Genomic DNA, 16,887 nt, shown 5'->3' with positions numbered 1-16,887 from the left:
AACAAGAGAGGGTTTGTAACGCTCAAGCTAAGCGTTGAATGGTGCCCAAGGTGGGACTCGAACCCACACTCCTAAGAACCGCATTTTGAGTGCGGCGCGTCTGCCAATTCCGCCACTTGGGCCTCTGTCTCAGAGACATCCACCAATCGGTGAGTGCTTTATTACTGTACATTGATTTTTCTAAAAAATAAAATCGGCTCATATTCCATTGCCCACCCCCACCGATTTCGCACCAGAATTTACCTCCTAGCTTCGCTACCACAGCCTCAAACGTGAGAAACTTAAATATAAGAATAAGATTAAAGGAGTAAAGCATGTCAGAGCAGACGCCAGCTGATTCAGTCAGCGAAGAACAGGAGCCTGCCCGCACCGTCGTCGTTGCAGAAGATGAAGCCCTCATCCGTATGGATATTGTTGAAATCTTGCGTGACCAAGGCTTTGACGTCGTTGCAGAGACGGACAACGGTCAAAAAGCTGTTGAACTAGCTGAACTGCATCGCCCCCATCTGGTGTTGATGGATGTGAAAATGCCGATTATGGACGGCATTACAGCAGCCGAAGAAATTTCCAAGAAACAATTGGCCCCGGTAGTTTTGCTGACGGCATTTAGCCAAAAAGAACTAGTCGATCGAGCTACAGAAGCTGGGGCAATGGCGTACGTCGTCAAGCCTTTTGGCCCCCATGATTTGATTCCTGCGATTGAAGTTGCCATCAGCAGGTACGAACAAATTGTTGCCTTGCAGAACGAAGTGACAAATATCAAGGACCAATTCGAAACCCGCAAATTAGTCGATCGCGCGAAGTCTTTGCTGATTTCAAAGATGGGATTGAGCGAGCCTGAAGCTTTCCGCTGGATACAGAAAACTTCTATGGATCGCAGACTGTCGATGAAAGAAGTAGCGGAAACCATCGTCAATCAAGTTTCCTAACCGTTTGTTAAAGGTGAAAGAACCTCATATCAGCGACGTCCCTCTATTAAGCGGGACGTCGCTGATTTTATAGGCGTTACCGCTGTGATTTTTCTTCAGAATCTGATGATGTAAAGCCGATACCCCACAGAGTCACTAAAGTGCAGAGAAAGACGCCCAACCACCACCAACTACCTATATTGATAGCTGTCACCAGGCAAAGTATGGTAAGCAGAAGAAAGACTGTGCCGATTTTTTGACGCATATAAAGTACTTTCGCTAACTAAAGAGTCTGTTATCTGCGGGGGATGATGCTGTTTGTCATGCGCCCGGTACTAATGAGCTTTCCGTGCTCATCGGTGATATCAATACGGTGCACGCACTGCCTCCGACCGATTTTTAGGGCGATGCAGGTTCCCCGAACCAAACCCGAAGTTGCCGAGCGAACATGGGAAATATTGAGTTCTGTACCAACCGCCACGTATCCTTCGGGCGTAGCTTCGTTGGCTGCGAAAGAGCCGAGCGTCTCGAGGAGGGCCGCGCTGGCTCCACCGTGCAATAGGCCGCCGGGTTGAGTATTTTCTGCCACTGGCATAGTTGCCACAGTATATTCTGCAGTTAATTCTTCGAAAAAGATGCCCATTTTAGGAATCAGTGTTCCCAGTCCATGCTGGGAGAACCTGTGCCACTTTTCTTGAGGAATGCCGCTCTTTTCTAGGTCCCGTTGAAATTGAGGGTCGAGTGGTTCACTGGAATGCTCAGAATTGGGAGTCATCGGATGCCTTTCTCTAGAAGATTCGCCTATGAGAGTATCCTAGTAACCTGAACTTTTCACCGTAGAAGCAAATACTGGAAGCTATTAGGATGGACACCGTGACTACAACTCATGCAGTAAACGATAAGAAAAAGCTTCTCCTCATTGACGGGCATTCGCTAGCTTTCCGTTCCTTCTACGGCGCTCCTGCGGAGGTCTTCGTGACCAGCTACGGGCAGCACACTAACGCCGTCCACGGGTTCCTCTCCACTTTATTGAGCCTCATCAAGTCTGAGCAACCAACTCACATTATTACTGCATTTGACCTAGCTGGCGGTACATTCCGCACCGAAGAATATGGCGAATACAAGGGTGGTCGCTCGGAAACTCCCGAGGAATTTTTTGGCCAGATTGAACTCATCCAAAAGGTTTTGGAAGCTCTGCAGATTCCGTCGGTGACGGTTGAACGCTATGAAGCCGATGACATTGTGGCAACTTTTGCAAAAGCGGCAGTGGCCCAAGGATTTACCGTGGGCATAGTCTCTGGCGACCGTGATGCTTTCCAGCTCATTAACGACGACGTCACTATTCTTTACCCTGTCACCACCGGCCCCTCCAAGGGAATTCGTCGAATGGATGCCGCGGCAGTAGAAGAAAAATACAAAGTACCTCCTCACCTTTACCCCGACCTGGCTGCGCTCACCGGCGAACAGGCAGATAACCTTCCTGGTGTTCCCGGTGTTGGACCAGGTTTCGCCGCTAAATGGATTAACGAATTTGGCGATCTCAACGGCATCATTCAGAACCAGGATAAAATCAAAGGCAAAAAGGGTGAAGCCCTGCGGGAACATGTAGAAGACGTTCTGCGTAACCGCCGCCTCAATAGGCTGGTGGATGATTTGGAGATGCCAATTACTCTGGACGACGCCGCACACTATGGTCCTGCAGACCCGGCAGAGTTAGACGCGCTCTTTGACGAACTGGAATTTTCCACGATTCGCAAGCGAACCGCCGAACTTTTCTCTTCGATGGCGCAAGCAGCCGCAATGCAGGTAGATATTACTGTGGATGCGGTGACTACGGTCGAAACTGCTGAAGGTTTTTCTGGGTTCGTGCAAAACGCCCAGGAATCAATCTCGGCAACGAACCGTCCCGTCGAAGTTCCCCAGCGGCTGGCAAACGCGCTGGTGTTGCTCCCGCAAGCGCAGCCAGATGCACCGGAAGCCGGTTATGCGCATGAAGAAAACCTTCAGGGAGCAGTGTTGCTGGGCGGTACTCAGGCTGCATGGATTGATTTTACCTCAGCAAGTCCCGAGCTAGAGAAAGCTTTTTCTGATTGGCTAAGCGATGAAAACGCACCGAAAATCGTCTATGACCTCAAGCAGCAGTTTAAGTCTCTGAAAGCTCGTGGTTTTCAGCTCACGGGCGCAGTGGAAGACCCGATGCTGAGTTCCTATGTCTGCGGGCATATTCCTACCGCACGTCGTCGTAGCTTTTTAGCCATGATGCAAGATCTCTGTACTCAGTATCTGCACACTGATTTTCCCGAGCCCGAGGCGCAAGAAGAAAATGTGCAAGGGGACCTGTTTGCTGAAGAGCCCAGTGTGGACATTGAATATGCAGCGTTGACCGCCCGCTATCTTCAAGAACTAACGCTTGCCCTGGATATGGATTTGCGCCAGCAAAATCAACTTAAACTGTATGAAGAAATCGAACTACCTCTGGCTACTGTGCTTGCTGAAATGGAAATTGCAGGTATCGCGGTAGATTCCCAGGTGCTGGGGGAGCTCAAGGAGTATTACCAAAGCTTCATCAAACAGGCTACCGAAGAGGCATACAGCCTCATTAACCATGAGGTGAACCTAGGATCGCCCAAGCAGCTTCAAAGCGTCCTCTTTGAAGAACTTGAACTGCCTACTACTCGCAAACTGAAATCTGGATATTCTACCGACGCCGATTCAATGGCTGACTTACTCGCAAAAATTAGCCCAGAGTCTAAGGGCGCGCAGTTCTTGGTGGCACTTCAGACCTACCGTGACTTCACGAAACTCAAACAGACTGTCGAGGGCTTGCAAAAGGCTACAGCGGGGGACGGGCGCATTCACACCACTTTCCAGCAAAATGTTGCTGCAACGGGGCGTCTTTCCTCGACCGATCCCAACCTGCAGAACATCCCGATTCGTACTGCTGAGGGTCGAAAGATTCGCGAGGCGTTCATCGTGGATCCTCGCACGATTGACGGCACCGATTTCACCACCTTGCTGACCGCCGATTATTCGCAGATTGAAATGCGGATTATGGTGCATCTGGCGGATGATGAAAAGCTGATTCAGGCGTATAAGGAGGGCGAAGACTTGCACCGCTTCGTCGGTTCAGAAGTCTTCGGAGTGGCTCCCGAGGACGTGACTTCAGAGATGCGCGCCAAAGTAAAGGCTATGTCCTATGGACTCGCATACGGGCTCTCCCGTTTCGGACTGTCCAAACAGTTGGGTATACCTGTGGATGAAGCTGCCCTACTCACCGTTAACTATTTCAAGCGATTTGGCGATGTCGGGCGTTTCTTGCGGGGCACCGTTCAGCAAGCCCACAAAGATGGCTATACCGAAACGATGTTTGGGCGACGCCGTACCCTGAGCGACTTGAATAGCTCTAACCGCCAGCGCCGCGAGGCCGCCGAGCGTGCAGCTTTGAACGCTCCCATTCAAGGTACAGCCGCAGACATTATGAAGATTGCCATGATTAATGTGCAGAATCGTTTGGAAAAAGAGCAGCTCAAAACGCGCATGCTTTTGCAGATTCACGACGAACTCATTCTGGAAGTTGCGCCGGGCGAGGAAGAGGCTGCAACCCAACTATTACAAGAAGAAATGAGTAGTGCAGTCAGCCTCAATGTACCCATGGACGTGCAGGTGGGTAGCGGAATCTCTTGGTATAAAGCGGGGCATTAAGTGAACGACTTTCCGCAAGAAAAAATTGAAGATCAGGCAGATTGGGGCGTGGAAGCGTATCCTCAGAATGTCACTATTACGTCCTTACAAATGCTGGATTCTGCCCTGGCTGAGCAGCCTTCAGAGCTTCCCCAGGGGGTTCGTATTGAACGTGCGCAACATGTTACCCCTGAGCTGGTCCGCTGGTTCTACGCAGTAGTTGGTGGTCCATATCGCTGGTATGAACGGTTAGGGTGGTCGCGTGAGCAGTGGCAGGAAGAACTTGATGCAGAAGGTAGCGAAGTTTGGATTCTGACGCTCGATGGCACTCCTGCAGGGTACTGCCAACTCAGCGCCGAGCTCATGGCGTCCTCCATAGCTCCCACCGCGGACGTCGAAATTCTCTATTTTGGGCTGATGGACTGGGCACATGGCAAAGGCTTGGGTCGTCTTTTCTTGCAGACCGTCATTCAACGGGCGTGGGATATTCCCAATAGACATCATTTGCCGGAGGTTCATCGGGTGTGGGTGCATACCTGTAATCTCGATGGTCCGCACGCTCTCGCGAATTATCAGGCACGCGGATTGAGCGTGTACAAGGTAGAACAGCACCAGGAAATTGTGCTCAAACAGCCGCTGGGCTCTTGGTCGGCTATGTTCGCACAATAAGGTCAGAAGAAGCGGCTCTCGGTATCTTACTGGTGATACGACACACCCGAACGCGTGATTGCCTCTACATAAGGGGTAAATTACCGAAAATAACCGGTGATTTAACCGCGCCAATCGTTGACCTTCGGGGGAGTCCTCCCTAATATTTAATAAGTGCGTGTACTATGCGCGCACATTGTCCGAATAAACGCTCGGTACAGAGCGGAACCACTCGTTGCGATACCGCAGGTAGATACTCTCAATTGGGAACTAGAAGCTTGCGGGGGAACTACGGCTGTATCGACCTACCAAATCTATCCATAATGGAGCCCTTTACTACATGAGCACCAACACTCCTCAGGTTGCAATCAACGACATCGGAACTGAAGAAGACTTCCTCAAGGCCGTTGACGAAACCATCAAGTACTTCAACGACGGCGATCTCGTCTCAGGTGAAGTTGTCAAGGTTGACCGCGATGAGGTTCTCCTCGATATCGGTTACAAGACCGAAGGCGTTATTCCTTCTCGTGAACTTTCCATCAAGCACGACATTGATCCCGGCGAAGTCGTCTCCGTTGGTGACGAAGTTGAGGCCCTCGTCCTGACCAAGGAAGACAAAGAAGGTCGTCTGATTCTCTCCAAGAAGCGCGCACAATACGAGCGTGCCTGGGGCGACATCGAGCAGATTAAGGAAAATGACGGCGTTGTTACCGGCACTGTCATCGAGGTTGTCAAGGGCGGCCTTATCCTGGACATCGGTCTTCGTGGCTTCTTGCCTGCATCCCTCGTCGAAATGCGCCGTGTACGCGACCTCGCTCCCTACATCGGTCAGGAAATTGAAGCTAAGATTATCGAGCTCGACAAGAACCGTAACAACGTTGTTCTTTCGCGCCGTGCATGGCTTGAGCAGACCCAGTCTGAGGTTCGCTCAACCTTCCTCAACCAGCTCGAAAAGGGTCAGGTTCGCACCGGTGTCGTTTCCTCCATCGTCAACTTCGGTGCATTCGTGGACCTTGGCGGCGTAGACGGTCTCGTTCACGTTTCCGAGCTCTCCTGGAAGCACATTGATCACCCCTCAGAGGTTGTTGAAGTTGGCACCGAGGTAACCGTTGAGGTTCTTGAAGTCGATCTTGATCGTGAACGCGTTTCACTTTCACTCAAGGCAACTCAGGAAGATCCTTGGCAGGCATTTGCTCGCACTCACGCGCTGGGTCAGGTTGTACCCGGTAAGGTCACCAAGCTCGTTCCCTTCGGCGCATTCGTTCGCGTTGAAGACGGTATCGAAGGTCTTGTCCATATCTCTGAGCTTGCTGTTCGCCACGTAGATCTTGCTGAGCAGGTAGTTTCCGTTGGAGACGAATTGTTCGTGAAGGTTATCGACATCGATCTCGATCGTCGTCGTATCTCCCTCTCACTCAAGCAGGCTAACGAAGGCGTTGACCCTGAGGGCACCGAGTTCGACCCCGCACTCTACGGCATGGCTGCAGAGTACGACGAAGAGGGCAACTACAAGTACCCCGAGGGCTTCGACCCCGAGACCAACGAATGGCTCGAAGGCTACGAAACTCAGCGTGCAACTTGGGAACAGCAGTACGCAGACGCTCAGGCTCGCTGGGAAGCACACAAGGTTCAGGTTGCTAAGGCGATGGAGGCAGATGCAGAAGCAGCAGCTACTGCGGCTACTACCTCTTCATCCTCATCTTCCTCCTCCAACTCAGCTCCCGCAGCTCCTACCTCTTACTCATCCGATGACAAGGGTACCGAGTCCGGCACCTTGGCATCAGACGAGGCACTCGCTGAGCTTCGCAAGAAGCTCACCGGCAACTAAGAGGTTTACCGATTAGTTTCTTGCGAAGCTGATTCCGCCGAATTTCTGATTCGCTTCGCGGAAATTCAGCTCCATCGCAAGAAGCTCACCGGCAATTAAGAGGTAAAAGCCGAAGTAGCTTAGAAGAGCCCGCCCCAGATTATTGGGGCGGGCTTCTTTTATTTGCCGGTAAAGATTAACAGAGCAGGAGAGTCGTGCGAGTTTCGCCTAGCGAAACACGCGATGTTTGAGCTGGGACCTAATACGCCTGCGTCGCTAATTCATTACCTCATCAACCCACGACGTCTCTCCCCATGAAATTTCTCCCTTACCCATGGTCAGTTCGGCTACTTTAGTCTTAGCTTCATTGCGGGTGGCGGGAGAATCAAATACACCGAGAGTAACCACAGCGTGCGAGGCGAAGTAGTCGACTGAGATAATAGTAAACCCTAGAGACCTCACCTCGTTTTCAAACTTTCCTGCTTCTGCATGGGGTAGTTTCACTACGCCCGCCCGTAGGCGTCGTCGCTGAGTCGTAGTTGCTTCATCAAGTACCTGAACCACGGCGTCTGTATATGCCCGCACCAAACCGCCAGCACCGAGTTTGATTCCGCCAAAATAGCGAACAACTACCACGCAAATATCAGAGAGATTTGTACTGCTAGCTTCCGAATCGGGGTCAGTTCTCCTTGCCAGTACAGCTTGCAACATAGGGATACCAGCAGTTCCGGCAGGTTCTCCATCGTCCGAAGATCTTTGAATATCTCGGTCTGCACCAATGACGAATGCCGAACATACGTGGCGGGCATCGTGATACTGCTTGCGCAAAGACTCTATGAATGCCCTCGCATCAGCCTCGGATTCTACACGCTGGGCAAAGGCGATAAACTCACTCCTCTTAATTTCCAAAAGCGATTGAACAGGATCCCATTGAGTAAGAACGGCGTATGAGGTGGCACGAGTTTCATGGTCGGTATTCATCTCCTTATTCTATGGGGAAGAAGCTTGTTGAAGTGTCCTGTGGGAAAAGGCGCGATAGTGTGGGGTTGAAAAAGATAAGTAAGTTGAAAGGTCAGCACATTGCCGCATTATGGACTCACCGGGGGAATCGGTTCAGGCAAATCGACTGTTGCCGCCATGTTTTCAGACAAAGGTGCCTTTATTATTGACGCCGATGCCATTTCACGCGAACTTATGGAACCAGGTGAAGAAACGTTACAACGGGTAGTTGCCGCATTCGGTGAGGAAATACTGTTGGATAACGGGCAACTCAACCGCCCCCACCTAGCTTCCCTCATCTTCGCGAACCCCGCAGAACGGGAAAAGCTGAACGCGATTGTTCACCCTGCAGTACGTGAGCGCTCTCAATTACTCAGGGAGGAAGCCGTCGCACAGCAGGGGGAGAACGCAACCATTATCGAAGACATCCCACTACTTACTGAAACAGGGCAAGCCGACCGCTTCGACGGCGTCATTGTAGTGTGTGCAAATGAGAAGGTGCGTTTGGAACGCCTCACCACCCAACGTGGGATTCTGAAAGAAGATGCCCTGGCACGTATCAAGGCGCAGGCCAGCGATGAGGAAAGAGCCCAGATAGCCCGTTGGATTATCGACAACTCCGGCAGTTTAGAAGAAACCCAAGAGCAGGTAGATCGGATCTGGCAGAAGATTACTCAGCTTACCTCATAAGTGGAATCTACTCTCCAAAATCAATACCATCATTAAGTCGTTTCTTTTGGACGATTTACAACGGGGTGGATCATAGTGCCGTTGTAAGACCACAACCTCCACCGGGAAACCCGTGTTGCTAAAACTCCATGACAGATTGGGATTGCGTACGAATCCCCCTATTTTCTTTACGACTGCAGGGTTTATAGCACTTTTTACCCTCAGCTTTATCGCCTTTCCCACACAAATGGAAGGCGTCTTTGGTGCCATGGCTCAATGGATTATCACCTATTTTGGGTGGTTTTACGTCCTGGGCAATGCTTTATTCTTCATCTTCCTGGTGTATCTAGCAGCAAGCCGATTTGGACGCGTTAAACTAGGGCCAGACGATTCGGTTCCGCAGTATTCAGGCGTGGCATGGTTTGGAATGCTGTTCGCTGCTGGAGTTGGCGCAGTGCTTCTCTTTTGGGGAGCCGCAGAACCTATTTCTCACTTCGCTAACCCGCCCTATGACGGTGTCGAACCTCAGTCCGATAGGGCAGCCCGCGATGCGCTGGCAATTTCTAACTTTCATATCGGGCTGTTTATGTGGGTCATTTTAACCGTCCCTGGGCTTGCCTTTGGATATTTTACGTATAAGCGCAAACTACCCCCGCGTGTTTCGTCAATTTTTCAGCCGATTCTCGGTGAAGGTATTCACGGTCCGCTCGGCAAGATGATAGATGCGTTGGCCATTATCTCTACCGTATTTGGGCTGGCTGTATCTGTAGGTCTTGGAGCCCTCCAAATCAACTCGGGTTTGCAGATTCTCTACGGTGTTCCTTATGCCGGATGGATCCAAGCTGGAATTATCGCTTTAGTGACTGCTGCAGGCATCACATCAGTGGTAGCTGGTATGGACAATGGCGTGAAACGGCTGTCCTACTTCAACATCTTGATGGCGGTAGCTCTCCTGCTTTTCATCCTGATGGCCGGCGCTACCCGTACTGCCTTGATGGGAACCATTGAGTCTGCCGGGTATTTCTTGATGCGTCTACCAGAAATGATGTTTTTCAATGATGCCTTTGCAGACACCGGATGGATAGGTTCGTGGACTGTCTTTTACTGGGCTTGGACGGTGTCGTGGGCTCCTTTCGTGGGACTGTTTATTGCCCGTATTTCTCAAGGGCGCACCATTCGAGAGTTTGTGATTGGCGTGCTGGCCGTACCTTCCATTTTTGTGATGTTTTGGATTGGTATTTTCGGGATGAACGCTTTTGATATTGAGCGCAACCAGAATGGTCAGCTGATTGAAAATGTAGTGGATAAAGGTGACATTCCGGCAGCTCTCTTCGAGTTCCTGGGGCATTTCCCTCTGTTTGAATTCGTTGCGCCTTTCACCGTTTTAGTCATCACGATCTTCTTCATTACCTCCATCGACTCAGCAGCGCTGACTATGGACGCTATTGCCAACGGTCATGAAGATAAAGCTCCTAAACGTCAAAGGGTCTTTTGGGCGCTCTGCATCGGAGTAGTGTGCGCGGTCATTCTCGTAACCACCGGAGACTCCGGTCTAGATATTCTGCAACATGTCATTATCGTGGTGGGTTTCCCCGTCTTTATTCTGGGATTCTTACAAATGTGGATGGTTATTCGCGCATTGCGTGAAGATGCTGGGGAAGTAGCTCCTATGAGAACTCGCCAGTGGAAGCAGGTTATCCCCGCTGAAGAATATCGCCGACGTGCGCGGGAGGACTTCAGCTCCGTTCAGGAAGTGGTCATAAAACCCGAATTTGAAGAAGGAACGGAGCCAGAATTTGAAGCTCGTGTGCCTAATACGGGACAGATAAGGGCGGTTAAAGCTGATTCGAAGACTGAAAAGAGTTCCAGCACATCGGCAGAATAAAGGTGTGTAATCATAAACGATGAAGGGGTCGGGGAGATTTCTCCCCGACCCCTTCATCGTTGAAAATAGCTTCAGAAAAAAGCTATCTCGTGGCTAGCTTATGCTCGCTGCTGAGCAATAGCCTCGCGTACGCGTGCACCAAGTTCTGGATGAACGTTATCCCAGTACTTCATACCGCGTTCGCGAATCTCATCGGATTTCACCACGCCCAGGTGCCCGGCAATGTTCGAGACCAAACGTTCCCGAGCTGCGGCGTCCATAACCTCAGCATAGAGGGTGCGTGCCTGGCCGAAGTCGTCGTCTTCTGAGTGCAAAGTTGCTGCGGCGCGTACCATCTCACCGTCTGACTCCCAGCCGCGAGATTCGAAAGCACGATCTGAATCAGCTACCGGACCTCCAACGCTGTTGGGCGCATAGTTCGGGGCATCGGCGGGGGTGTACTGATAACGCATAGAGCCCTCTACCGAGTAGCTGTTGTTCTGCGCATTCTTGGGCTGGTTGACCGGCAACTGAGCGTAGTTGGTACCAATGCGGTAGCGCTGGGCATCTGGGTAGGAGAAGATGCGCGCGAGCAACATCTTGTCAGGAGAAGCGGCAATACCAGGAACCATGTTCGCCGGCGAGAAAGCAGCCTGCTCGATTTCAGCGAAGAAGTTCTGCGGGTTGCGATTCAAAGTGAGCTTACCGACCTTGATGAGCGGGTAATCCTTCTGCGAAATGGTCTTGGTGACGTCGAAAGGATTGAAGCGGTAGGTCTTGGCATCTTCGTAAGGCATAACCTGAACGCAAAGAGTCCACGAAGGATAGTTGCCTTCTTCGATGGCATTATAGAGGTCTTCACGGTGGAAGTCTGGGTTTTCACCTGCCATCTTGGCGCCTTCGTCTTCAGTCAAGAAGTCGATACCCTGATCGGTCTTGAAGTGGTACTTGACCCAGAAGCGCTCACCTTCAGCGTTAATCCACTGGAAGGTGTGGGATCCGAAGCCATCCATATGACGCCACGTCTTGGGCAGACCTCGGTCACCCATGAGCCAGGTAACCTGGTGGGCGGACTCGGGGGAGAGGCTCCAAAAATCCCACTGCATGTCGTGATCGCGCAAACCGGTTTGAGGGTGGCGCTTTTGCGAGTGTATGAAGTCAGGGAACTTGATGCCGTCGCGGATGAAGAAGATAGGGGTGTTGTTGCCCACGAGGTCGTAGTTTCCCTCGGTGGTGTAGAACTTCATGGAGAAGCCACGGGGATCTCGCCAAGTATCGGGTGAGCCTTGCTCGCCTGCCACGGTGGAGAAACGAATCAGCATGTCAGTTTTTTCGCCGGGCTGGAAGAGGGCTGCCTTGGTGTAAGCAGAAACGTCCTCGGTGACTTCCAGAACGCCGTAAGCTCCGGCGCCTTTGGCGTGGGGGTTACGTTCGGGAACGCGTTCGCGGTTGAACTGAGCCAGCTTTTCTACGGTGTAGACGTCGTGTAGGACGATGGGACCATCGTTGCTCACGGTGAGTGAGTGAGCGTCATCTGCCACGGGAGTCCCGGTGGTAGTGGTGGTAAAATCGCCGCGGTGATTGACGGGGGAGCCACCTGTTACCGTTTCTTTGATTTTTTTCAGGGGGTTCTCAACCATGATAATCCTTCCCGATTGGGTCAGTAGAGTTCGTTTTTCTGACAACTTGTTCTTCAAACTCTACCTTATTTTGATAAATTCACAATAAGAAAGAAGTGAAATACCCACATACTTTCTAGAATCGAACCATTGACTCACCCAATAAAAACTGACTGACCAACTGAAATTGGCGCAGAGAATAATTCGTAGGTATGTTCTAGTTCAACTATCTCCACAGTTGTACTCTTGTATCTATGAGTCTTGCGCAGAAAATTGAGCGTGTAGTTGCGCCCTTCGAAGTCATTTCAGAATACAAACCCGCAGGCGACCAGCCAAAAGCCATCGCCGAGCTGACAGAACGTGTCAACGCCGGAGAAAAAGACGTCGTTCTTATGGGTGCCACCGGCACAGGTAAGTCAGCAACAGCTGCCTGGCTCATCGAATCGGTGCAAAGGCCGACACTAATCATGGTGCAGAACAAAACCCTGGCTGCCCAGCTTGCCAACGAGTTGCGCGAACTGTTACCCAACAACGCTGTTGAATATTTCGTTTCCTACTACGACTACTACCAGCCAGAGGCCTACGTTCCCCAGACCGATACTTTTATCGAAAAAGACTCTTCCATTAATGAAGAAGTGGAGCGTCTACGTCACTCAGCCACCAATGCCTTGCTGACGCGCCGCGACGTCGTCGTGGTATCTACCGTTTCCTGCATCTACGGTTTGGGTACGCCCGAAGAATATGTTGAACAGATGGTCACGGTGAAAGTAGGACAAGAGCTCGACCGCGATGAACTACTGCGCCGCTTCGTCAATATGCAGTATGTGCGCAACGATATGGATTTTCACCGCGGAACCTTCCGCGTGCGTGGGGACACCGTAGAAATTATCCCCATGTACGAAGAAAACGCTATTCGGATTGAATTCTTTGGCGATGAAATTGAAGCGATTTATACCCTGCATCCTTTGACGGGCAATATCATCCGCGAGGAAAAAGAGATGTACGTTTTCCCCGCTTCTCACTATGTTGCCGGTGCCGAACGAATGGCTCGTGCTCTTCACTCCATCGAAGACGAACTCGGCAACCGCCTCAACGAACTAGAAGGGCAGAACAAGCTGTTAGAGGCGCAACGTTTGCGCATGCGTACTCAGTATGACCTTGAAATGATGGAGCAGATGGGTTTCTGCAATGGCATCGAAAACTATTCCCGTCATATTGACGGGCGCGCACCCGGTTCCGCTCCGCACTGTCTGTTGGATTATTTCCCCGATGACTTCTTGCTCGTAGTAGACGAGTCACATGTGACCATTCCTCAGATTGGAGCAATGTACGAAGGCGATATGAGCCGCAAGCGTACACTGGTCGAATTCGGATTCCGCCTGCCGTCGGCGATGGATAATCGACCGCTCAAATGGAACGAGTTTCTGGATCGAATCGGACAAACCGTTTATATGTCGGCAACCCCTGGTAAATACGAGCTGTCCCAGGCGGACGGGGTAGTGGAGCAGATTATCCGACCCACCGGCTTGGTGGACCCTGAAATCGTGGTCAAACCGACCAAGGGGCAGATTGATGATTTGCTGGAGGAAATCCGGCTTCGAGTGGATCGGGACGAGCGTGTTCTCGTGACCACTTTGACTAAACGAATGGCAGAGGACCTGACCGAATATCTCTCCCAGCACGGGGTGCGCGTGCAGTACCTGCACTCGGACGTCGACACCCTCAAGCGTATTGAACTACTGAGAGAATTGCGCATGGGATCCTACGATGTTTTGGTGGGTATTAATCTGCTTCGCGAAGGTTTGGACCTGCCTGAGGTGTCCTTGGTTGCCATTTTGGACGCCGACAAAGAAGGCTTCCTGCGCTCTACTACTTCACTTATCCAGACCATTGGGCGTGCCGCGCGTAACGTTTCGGGGCAGGTGCACATGTACGCGGATAAGATCACCGATTCTATGCGCACGGCGATTGATGAGACCACCCGCCGCCGGGAAATTCAAACCGCTTACAACAAAGAGCACGGCATTGACCCGACCCCTCTGCGTAAAAAAATTGCTGACATCACCGACCAGCTCAACCGCGAGGTCGAAGATACTGCTGAACTACTTGCCCAGCGTAAAGCAGCAAACGGTAAGCTGGCACCGGTCTCCCAGAAAAAGGGCTCGGCGAAAAACGCCCAGGCGTCCGGTGAAGCCGCAGAAGTTCTGGCTCGTGCTGAAGCGCGGGTGCGTTCAGATGGTTTGGCTGCGGCACCGGCAGAGGACCTCATGGATCTGATTGAAGATATGACGGCGCAGATGATGAAAGCCGCAGAAGAGCTTAAGTTCGAATTGGCTGGTCGTCTCCGCGACGAAATTGCCGACTTGAAGAAAGAACTGCGGCAAATGAAGAACGCCGGGCACGCCTAAGCTATAGAATTCAGGACTCTGTAAAGATTATTCTTCAGCCGTCTCACTATGAAAGATTCCCGAACGTTTAGACCGTTCGGGAATATTTTCACAGGCACATCGGTCTTGAAAAGGTCAACACAGAATAAGACTGTTGGAAAATAAGCGAAAGGATACGGCAATGAAAATAGCAGTTATTGGTGCCAATGGAATGGTAGGTTCACGGGCGATAGCAGAAGCAGTAGGGCGCTCGCATGAAGTAGATGCCTACTCACGCAAGGGCAACGATGTCCACGGAGCAACCGGGTACTCTCTGGACGCAACCAACACCACCGAATTGGTTCAGGTCATCAACAGCCACGATGCCACTATTATCGCCACCGCTGGTCGAGACCAGTCCGATGAAAGCATGAAAAACCTGCACTCTCAGCTCATTGCCGCAGCGCCCAGCGGCCGCCTCATCGTGGTCGGTGGAGCCGGTGCGTTAGAGAATTCTGAAGGTGAGCGTTTCTACAACACCCCTGATTTTCCCGAGGAATACCGCTCTGAAGCCAAGAAATTTGGAGGAATCCTCGATGATTACCGTGAGAATGCCTCCATGCTCAAGTGGACTATGCTCGCTCCTGCGTTCGTCATTGCTCCCGGCGTTCGCACCGGTCTGTATTTTGAAAGCAAAGATACCCCTGCCGGTGGTTTTGTTTCGGCAGAAGATTTTGCAGTTGCACTAATTGATGAAGCTGTAGCACCCAAACATATGCGTGAACGCTTTACCGTGGCTTCCCAGAACGAAGAAACGGCGCAAGGTAAATAAACAGTTAAGTTGCTTGTGAATTAATCCCCGTGTGGTGGCAGAATAGCCAGCACACGGGGATTTGCTTAACCTCACGTGGAATAACTTAAGCTACGTGCGCTTATCTAGGGTAAACTTTTAGCACGAGCAAGGGAGTATCCCGCTAATTTCTATTTCGTCAGCACGTTGACCAAAGATGTTCAACCGGAGTAGAAAACCACCGTCTATTGGTGGTGGGAGAGACTTGTGGTTTCTGGCATATCCTCACCACAAGAAAGGCTCCCATGCATATTTCTGGGTTGCAATGGGCGGTAACAATCGCCGTCATTTTGGCTCTTTTGGCCTATGACTTTTTCTTTCACGTGCGCAAACCGCACGAACCTACTATTAGAGAAGCCGCTGTTTGGTCAGCATTTTACGTAGGTATCGCTCTACTCTTCGGCCTGGTCATCCTCATCTGGGACGGCCCGCAGTTCGGCGCAGAATACTACGGCGGCTACATTACCGAGAAAGCATTGAGTGTTGATAACCTCTTCGTTTTCTTGATCATTATGGGCTCTTTCAAGGTTCCGCGTGAAGATCAGCAGAAGGTACTGCTTTTTGGCATCGTCTTTGCTTTGATTGCCCGCACCGCCTTCATTCTGGTAGGTGCCGCGGCTATTGAGCGCTGGAGCTGGGTCTTCTACCTTTTCGGTATTATTCTGCTCTGGACCGCAGGCAACCTTATCAAGGGCGAAGTAACCGATAAAGATGAGGAAGATGAAGCCAACAACTTCATCATTCGTCTGGCGAAAAAGATTTTCCACACCACCGATTACTACGATGGCGATAAGCTCTTCACCGTAGAAAACGGCAAAAAGGTTATGACCCCCATGCTGCTGGTGATGGTGGCTATCGGCGGTACAGATATTCTGTTCGCACTTGACTCCATTCCCGCGATTTTCGGTCTAACCCAGGAATCCTACATCGTCTTCACCGCTACCGCATTCTCCCTCATGGGTCTGCGCCAGCTATACTTCCTCATTGATGGAATGCTCGATCGTCTGATTTACCTCTCCTGGGGTCTCTCTGCAATCCTCGCCTTCATCGGTGTCAAGTTGCTCCTCCACGCCCTGCACGAGAACACCCTGTCCTTCATCAACGACGGTCAGCCAGTTCACGTAGTGGAAGTTAGTATCGGTCTTTCTCTCACGGTCATTATCGGTATCTTGACCATCACCGTTCTGGCATCGCTTCTGAGCCCCAAGGGCAAAGCACTCGCTGCCATCCAAAAGGTACAGCGCCTATCCGAGCAGTACCTGGAACTTCCCGATAACGCATCCACTGAGGAACGCAACGAGCTACAGAAAAAGCTGGACGACGCCACCGCAAAGTCTCGTAACGTACCTCAGAAATACCGCGACGAACTGATTGACTCAGAACGAGAATTCCAAGACTTAGTTTCCCGTGCTCGCGGTGAACACGAAGCATACATGCAACAGTAATCATGCATCGCTTGAAATAAGTTAGATACCA

Annotated in this window: 12 protein-coding genes and 1 tRNA gene; 9 read left to right on the top strand and 4 right to left on the bottom strand. The window is 51.3% G+C overall.

The features are described from left to right. Positions 1–39: 39 nt before the first annotated feature. Positions 40–122, bottom strand: a tRNA-Leu gene (locus tag ACFR81_RS01800). A 192-nt stretch (positions 123–314) separates the two neighbouring features. Here ACFR81_RS01800 and ACFR81_RS01795 point away from each other — a divergent pair. After that, positions 315–929: an ANTAR domain-containing response regulator gene (locus tag ACFR81_RS01795; protein WP_068172997.1), complete on the top strand. Its 615-nt coding sequence runs from the start codon at positions 315–317 to the stop codon at positions 927–929. A gap of 274 nt (positions 930–1,203) precedes the next feature. Here the strand turns inward: ACFR81_RS01795 and ACFR81_RS01790 are convergent, their stop codons facing one another. Continuing rightward, the gene (locus ACFR81_RS01790; RefSeq protein ID WP_145174489.1) at positions 1,204–1,683 is read right to left on the bottom strand and encodes a PaaI family thioesterase; all 480 of its coding nucleotides are present in this window, start codon (positions 1,681–1,683) and stop codon (positions 1,204–1,206) included. 89 nt (positions 1,684–1,772) lie between these two features. On the opposite strand from ACFR81_RS01790, the gene polA reads away from it, so the two are divergent. The 3 genes from polA (at position 1,773) to rpsA (ending at position 7,065) form a co-directional block, all read left to right on the top strand. Then, positions 1,773–4,610: a DNA polymerase I gene (gene polA / locus ACFR81_RS01785; RefSeq protein WP_377148603.1), complete on the top strand. Its 2,838-nt coding sequence runs from the start codon at positions 1,773–1,775 to the stop codon at positions 4,608–4,610. Continuing rightward, positions 4,611–5,258 (top strand): GNAT family N-acetyltransferase, encoded by a 648-nt coding sequence (locus tag ACFR81_RS01780; protein ID WP_343873808.1) that lies wholly within the window; start codon positions 4,611–4,613, stop codon positions 5,256–5,258. A gap of 319 nt (positions 5,259–5,577) precedes the next feature. Continuing rightward, positions 5,578–7,065 carry a 30S ribosomal protein S1 gene (gene rpsA / locus ACFR81_RS01775; protein ID WP_068172991.1) on the top strand — a complete coding sequence of 496 codons (1,488 nt, stop codon included), beginning with the start codon at positions 5,578–5,580 and terminating at the stop codon, positions 7,063–7,065. A 255-nt stretch (positions 7,066–7,320) separates the two neighbouring features. Here rpsA and ACFR81_RS01770 read toward each other — a convergent pair whose 3' ends face one another. Further along, positions 7,321–8,025 (bottom strand): IMPACT family protein, encoded by a 705-nt coding sequence (locus ACFR81_RS01770; protein WP_343873804.1) that lies wholly within the window; start codon positions 8,023–8,025, stop codon positions 7,321–7,323. A gap of 99 nt (positions 8,026–8,124) precedes the next feature. Between ACFR81_RS01770 and coaE the strand changes: the two genes are divergently transcribed. Together coaE and ACFR81_RS01760 are read left to right on the top strand one after the other, a co-directional pair. Further along, the gene (gene coaE / locus ACFR81_RS01765; RefSeq protein WP_343873800.1) at positions 8,125–8,733 is read left to right on the top strand and encodes a dephospho-CoA kinase; all 609 of its coding nucleotides are present in this window, start codon (positions 8,125–8,127) and stop codon (positions 8,731–8,733) included. A 112-nt stretch (positions 8,734–8,845) separates the two neighbouring features. Further along, positions 8,846–10,597, top strand: coding sequence for a BCCT family transporter (locus ACFR81_RS01760; protein WP_343873798.1), 1,752 nt, complete (start codon positions 8,846–8,848; stop codon positions 10,595–10,597). Between the two features lie 98 nt (positions 10,598–10,695). Here ACFR81_RS01760 and ACFR81_RS01755 read toward each other — a convergent pair whose 3' ends face one another. Then, positions 10,696–12,216, bottom strand: coding sequence for a catalase (locus tag ACFR81_RS01755; RefSeq protein WP_343873796.1), 1,521 nt, complete (start codon positions 12,214–12,216; stop codon positions 10,696–10,698). Between the two features lie 233 nt (positions 12,217–12,449). Here ACFR81_RS01755 and uvrB point away from each other — a divergent pair, with 233 nt between their 5' ends. From uvrB to ACFR81_RS01740, 3 genes are all read left to right on the top strand, one after another. Beyond that, on the top strand, positions 12,450–14,603 hold the full coding sequence (gene uvrB / locus ACFR81_RS01750) for an excinuclease ABC subunit UvrB (RefSeq protein WP_068172981.1): 2,154 nt from the start codon (positions 12,450–12,452) through the stop codon (positions 14,601–14,603). A gap of 160 nt (positions 14,604–14,763) precedes the next feature. Further along, a complete protein-coding gene (locus ACFR81_RS01745; protein ID WP_343873792.1) occupies positions 14,764–15,393 on the top strand; it encodes an NAD(P)-dependent oxidoreductase in 630 nt (209 codons plus the stop codon). Between the two features lie 263 nt (positions 15,394–15,656). Continuing rightward, positions 15,657–16,856, top strand: coding sequence for a TerC family protein (locus tag ACFR81_RS01740; protein WP_145174507.1), 1,200 nt, complete (start codon positions 15,657–15,659; stop codon positions 16,854–16,856). The last annotated feature ends 31 nt before the right edge of the window (positions 16,857–16,887 follow it).

The sequence above is a fragment of the Rothia amarae genome (assembly GCF_042677725.1).
GTDB classification, from domain to species: domain Bacteria; phylum Actinomycetota; class Actinomycetes; order Actinomycetales; family Micrococcaceae; genus Rothia; species Rothia amarae.
The sequence above is the reverse complement of the archived record's forward strand: the minus strand, read 5'-3'. Positions and strand labels throughout refer to the sequence as shown.

Coding starts and splice junctions, on each gene's coding strand:
- ACFR81_RS01745 (WP_343873792.1), top strand. CDS start 14,764: ATGAAAATAGCAGTTATTGGTGCCAATGGAATGGTAGGTTCACGGGCG.
- ACFR81_RS01740 (WP_145174507.1), top strand. CDS start 15,657: ATGCATATTTCTGGGTTGCAATGGGCGGTAACAATCGCCGTCATTTTG.
- ACFR81_RS01770 (WP_343873804.1), bottom strand. CDS start 8,025: ATGAATACCGACCATGAAACTCGTGCCACCTCATACGCCGTTCTTACT.
- rpsA (WP_068172991.1), top strand. CDS start 5,578: ATGAGCACCAACACTCCTCAGGTTGCAATCAACGACATCGGAACTGAA.
- polA (WP_377148603.1), top strand. CDS start 1,773: ATGGACACCGTGACTACAACTCATGCAGTAAACGATAAGAAAAAGCTT.
- ACFR81_RS01790 (WP_145174489.1), bottom strand. CDS start 1,683: ATGACTCCCAATTCTGAGCATTCCAGTGAACCACTCGACCCTCAATTT.
- ACFR81_RS01795 (WP_068172997.1), top strand. CDS start 315: ATGTCAGAGCAGACGCCAGCTGATTCAGTCAGCGAAGAACAGGAGCCT.
- uvrB (WP_068172981.1), top strand. CDS start 12,450: ATGAGTCTTGCGCAGAAAATTGAGCGTGTAGTTGCGCCCTTCGAAGTC.
- ACFR81_RS01755 (WP_343873796.1), bottom strand. CDS start 12,216: ATGGTTGAGAACCCCCTGAAAAAAATCAAAGAAACGGTAACAGGTGGC.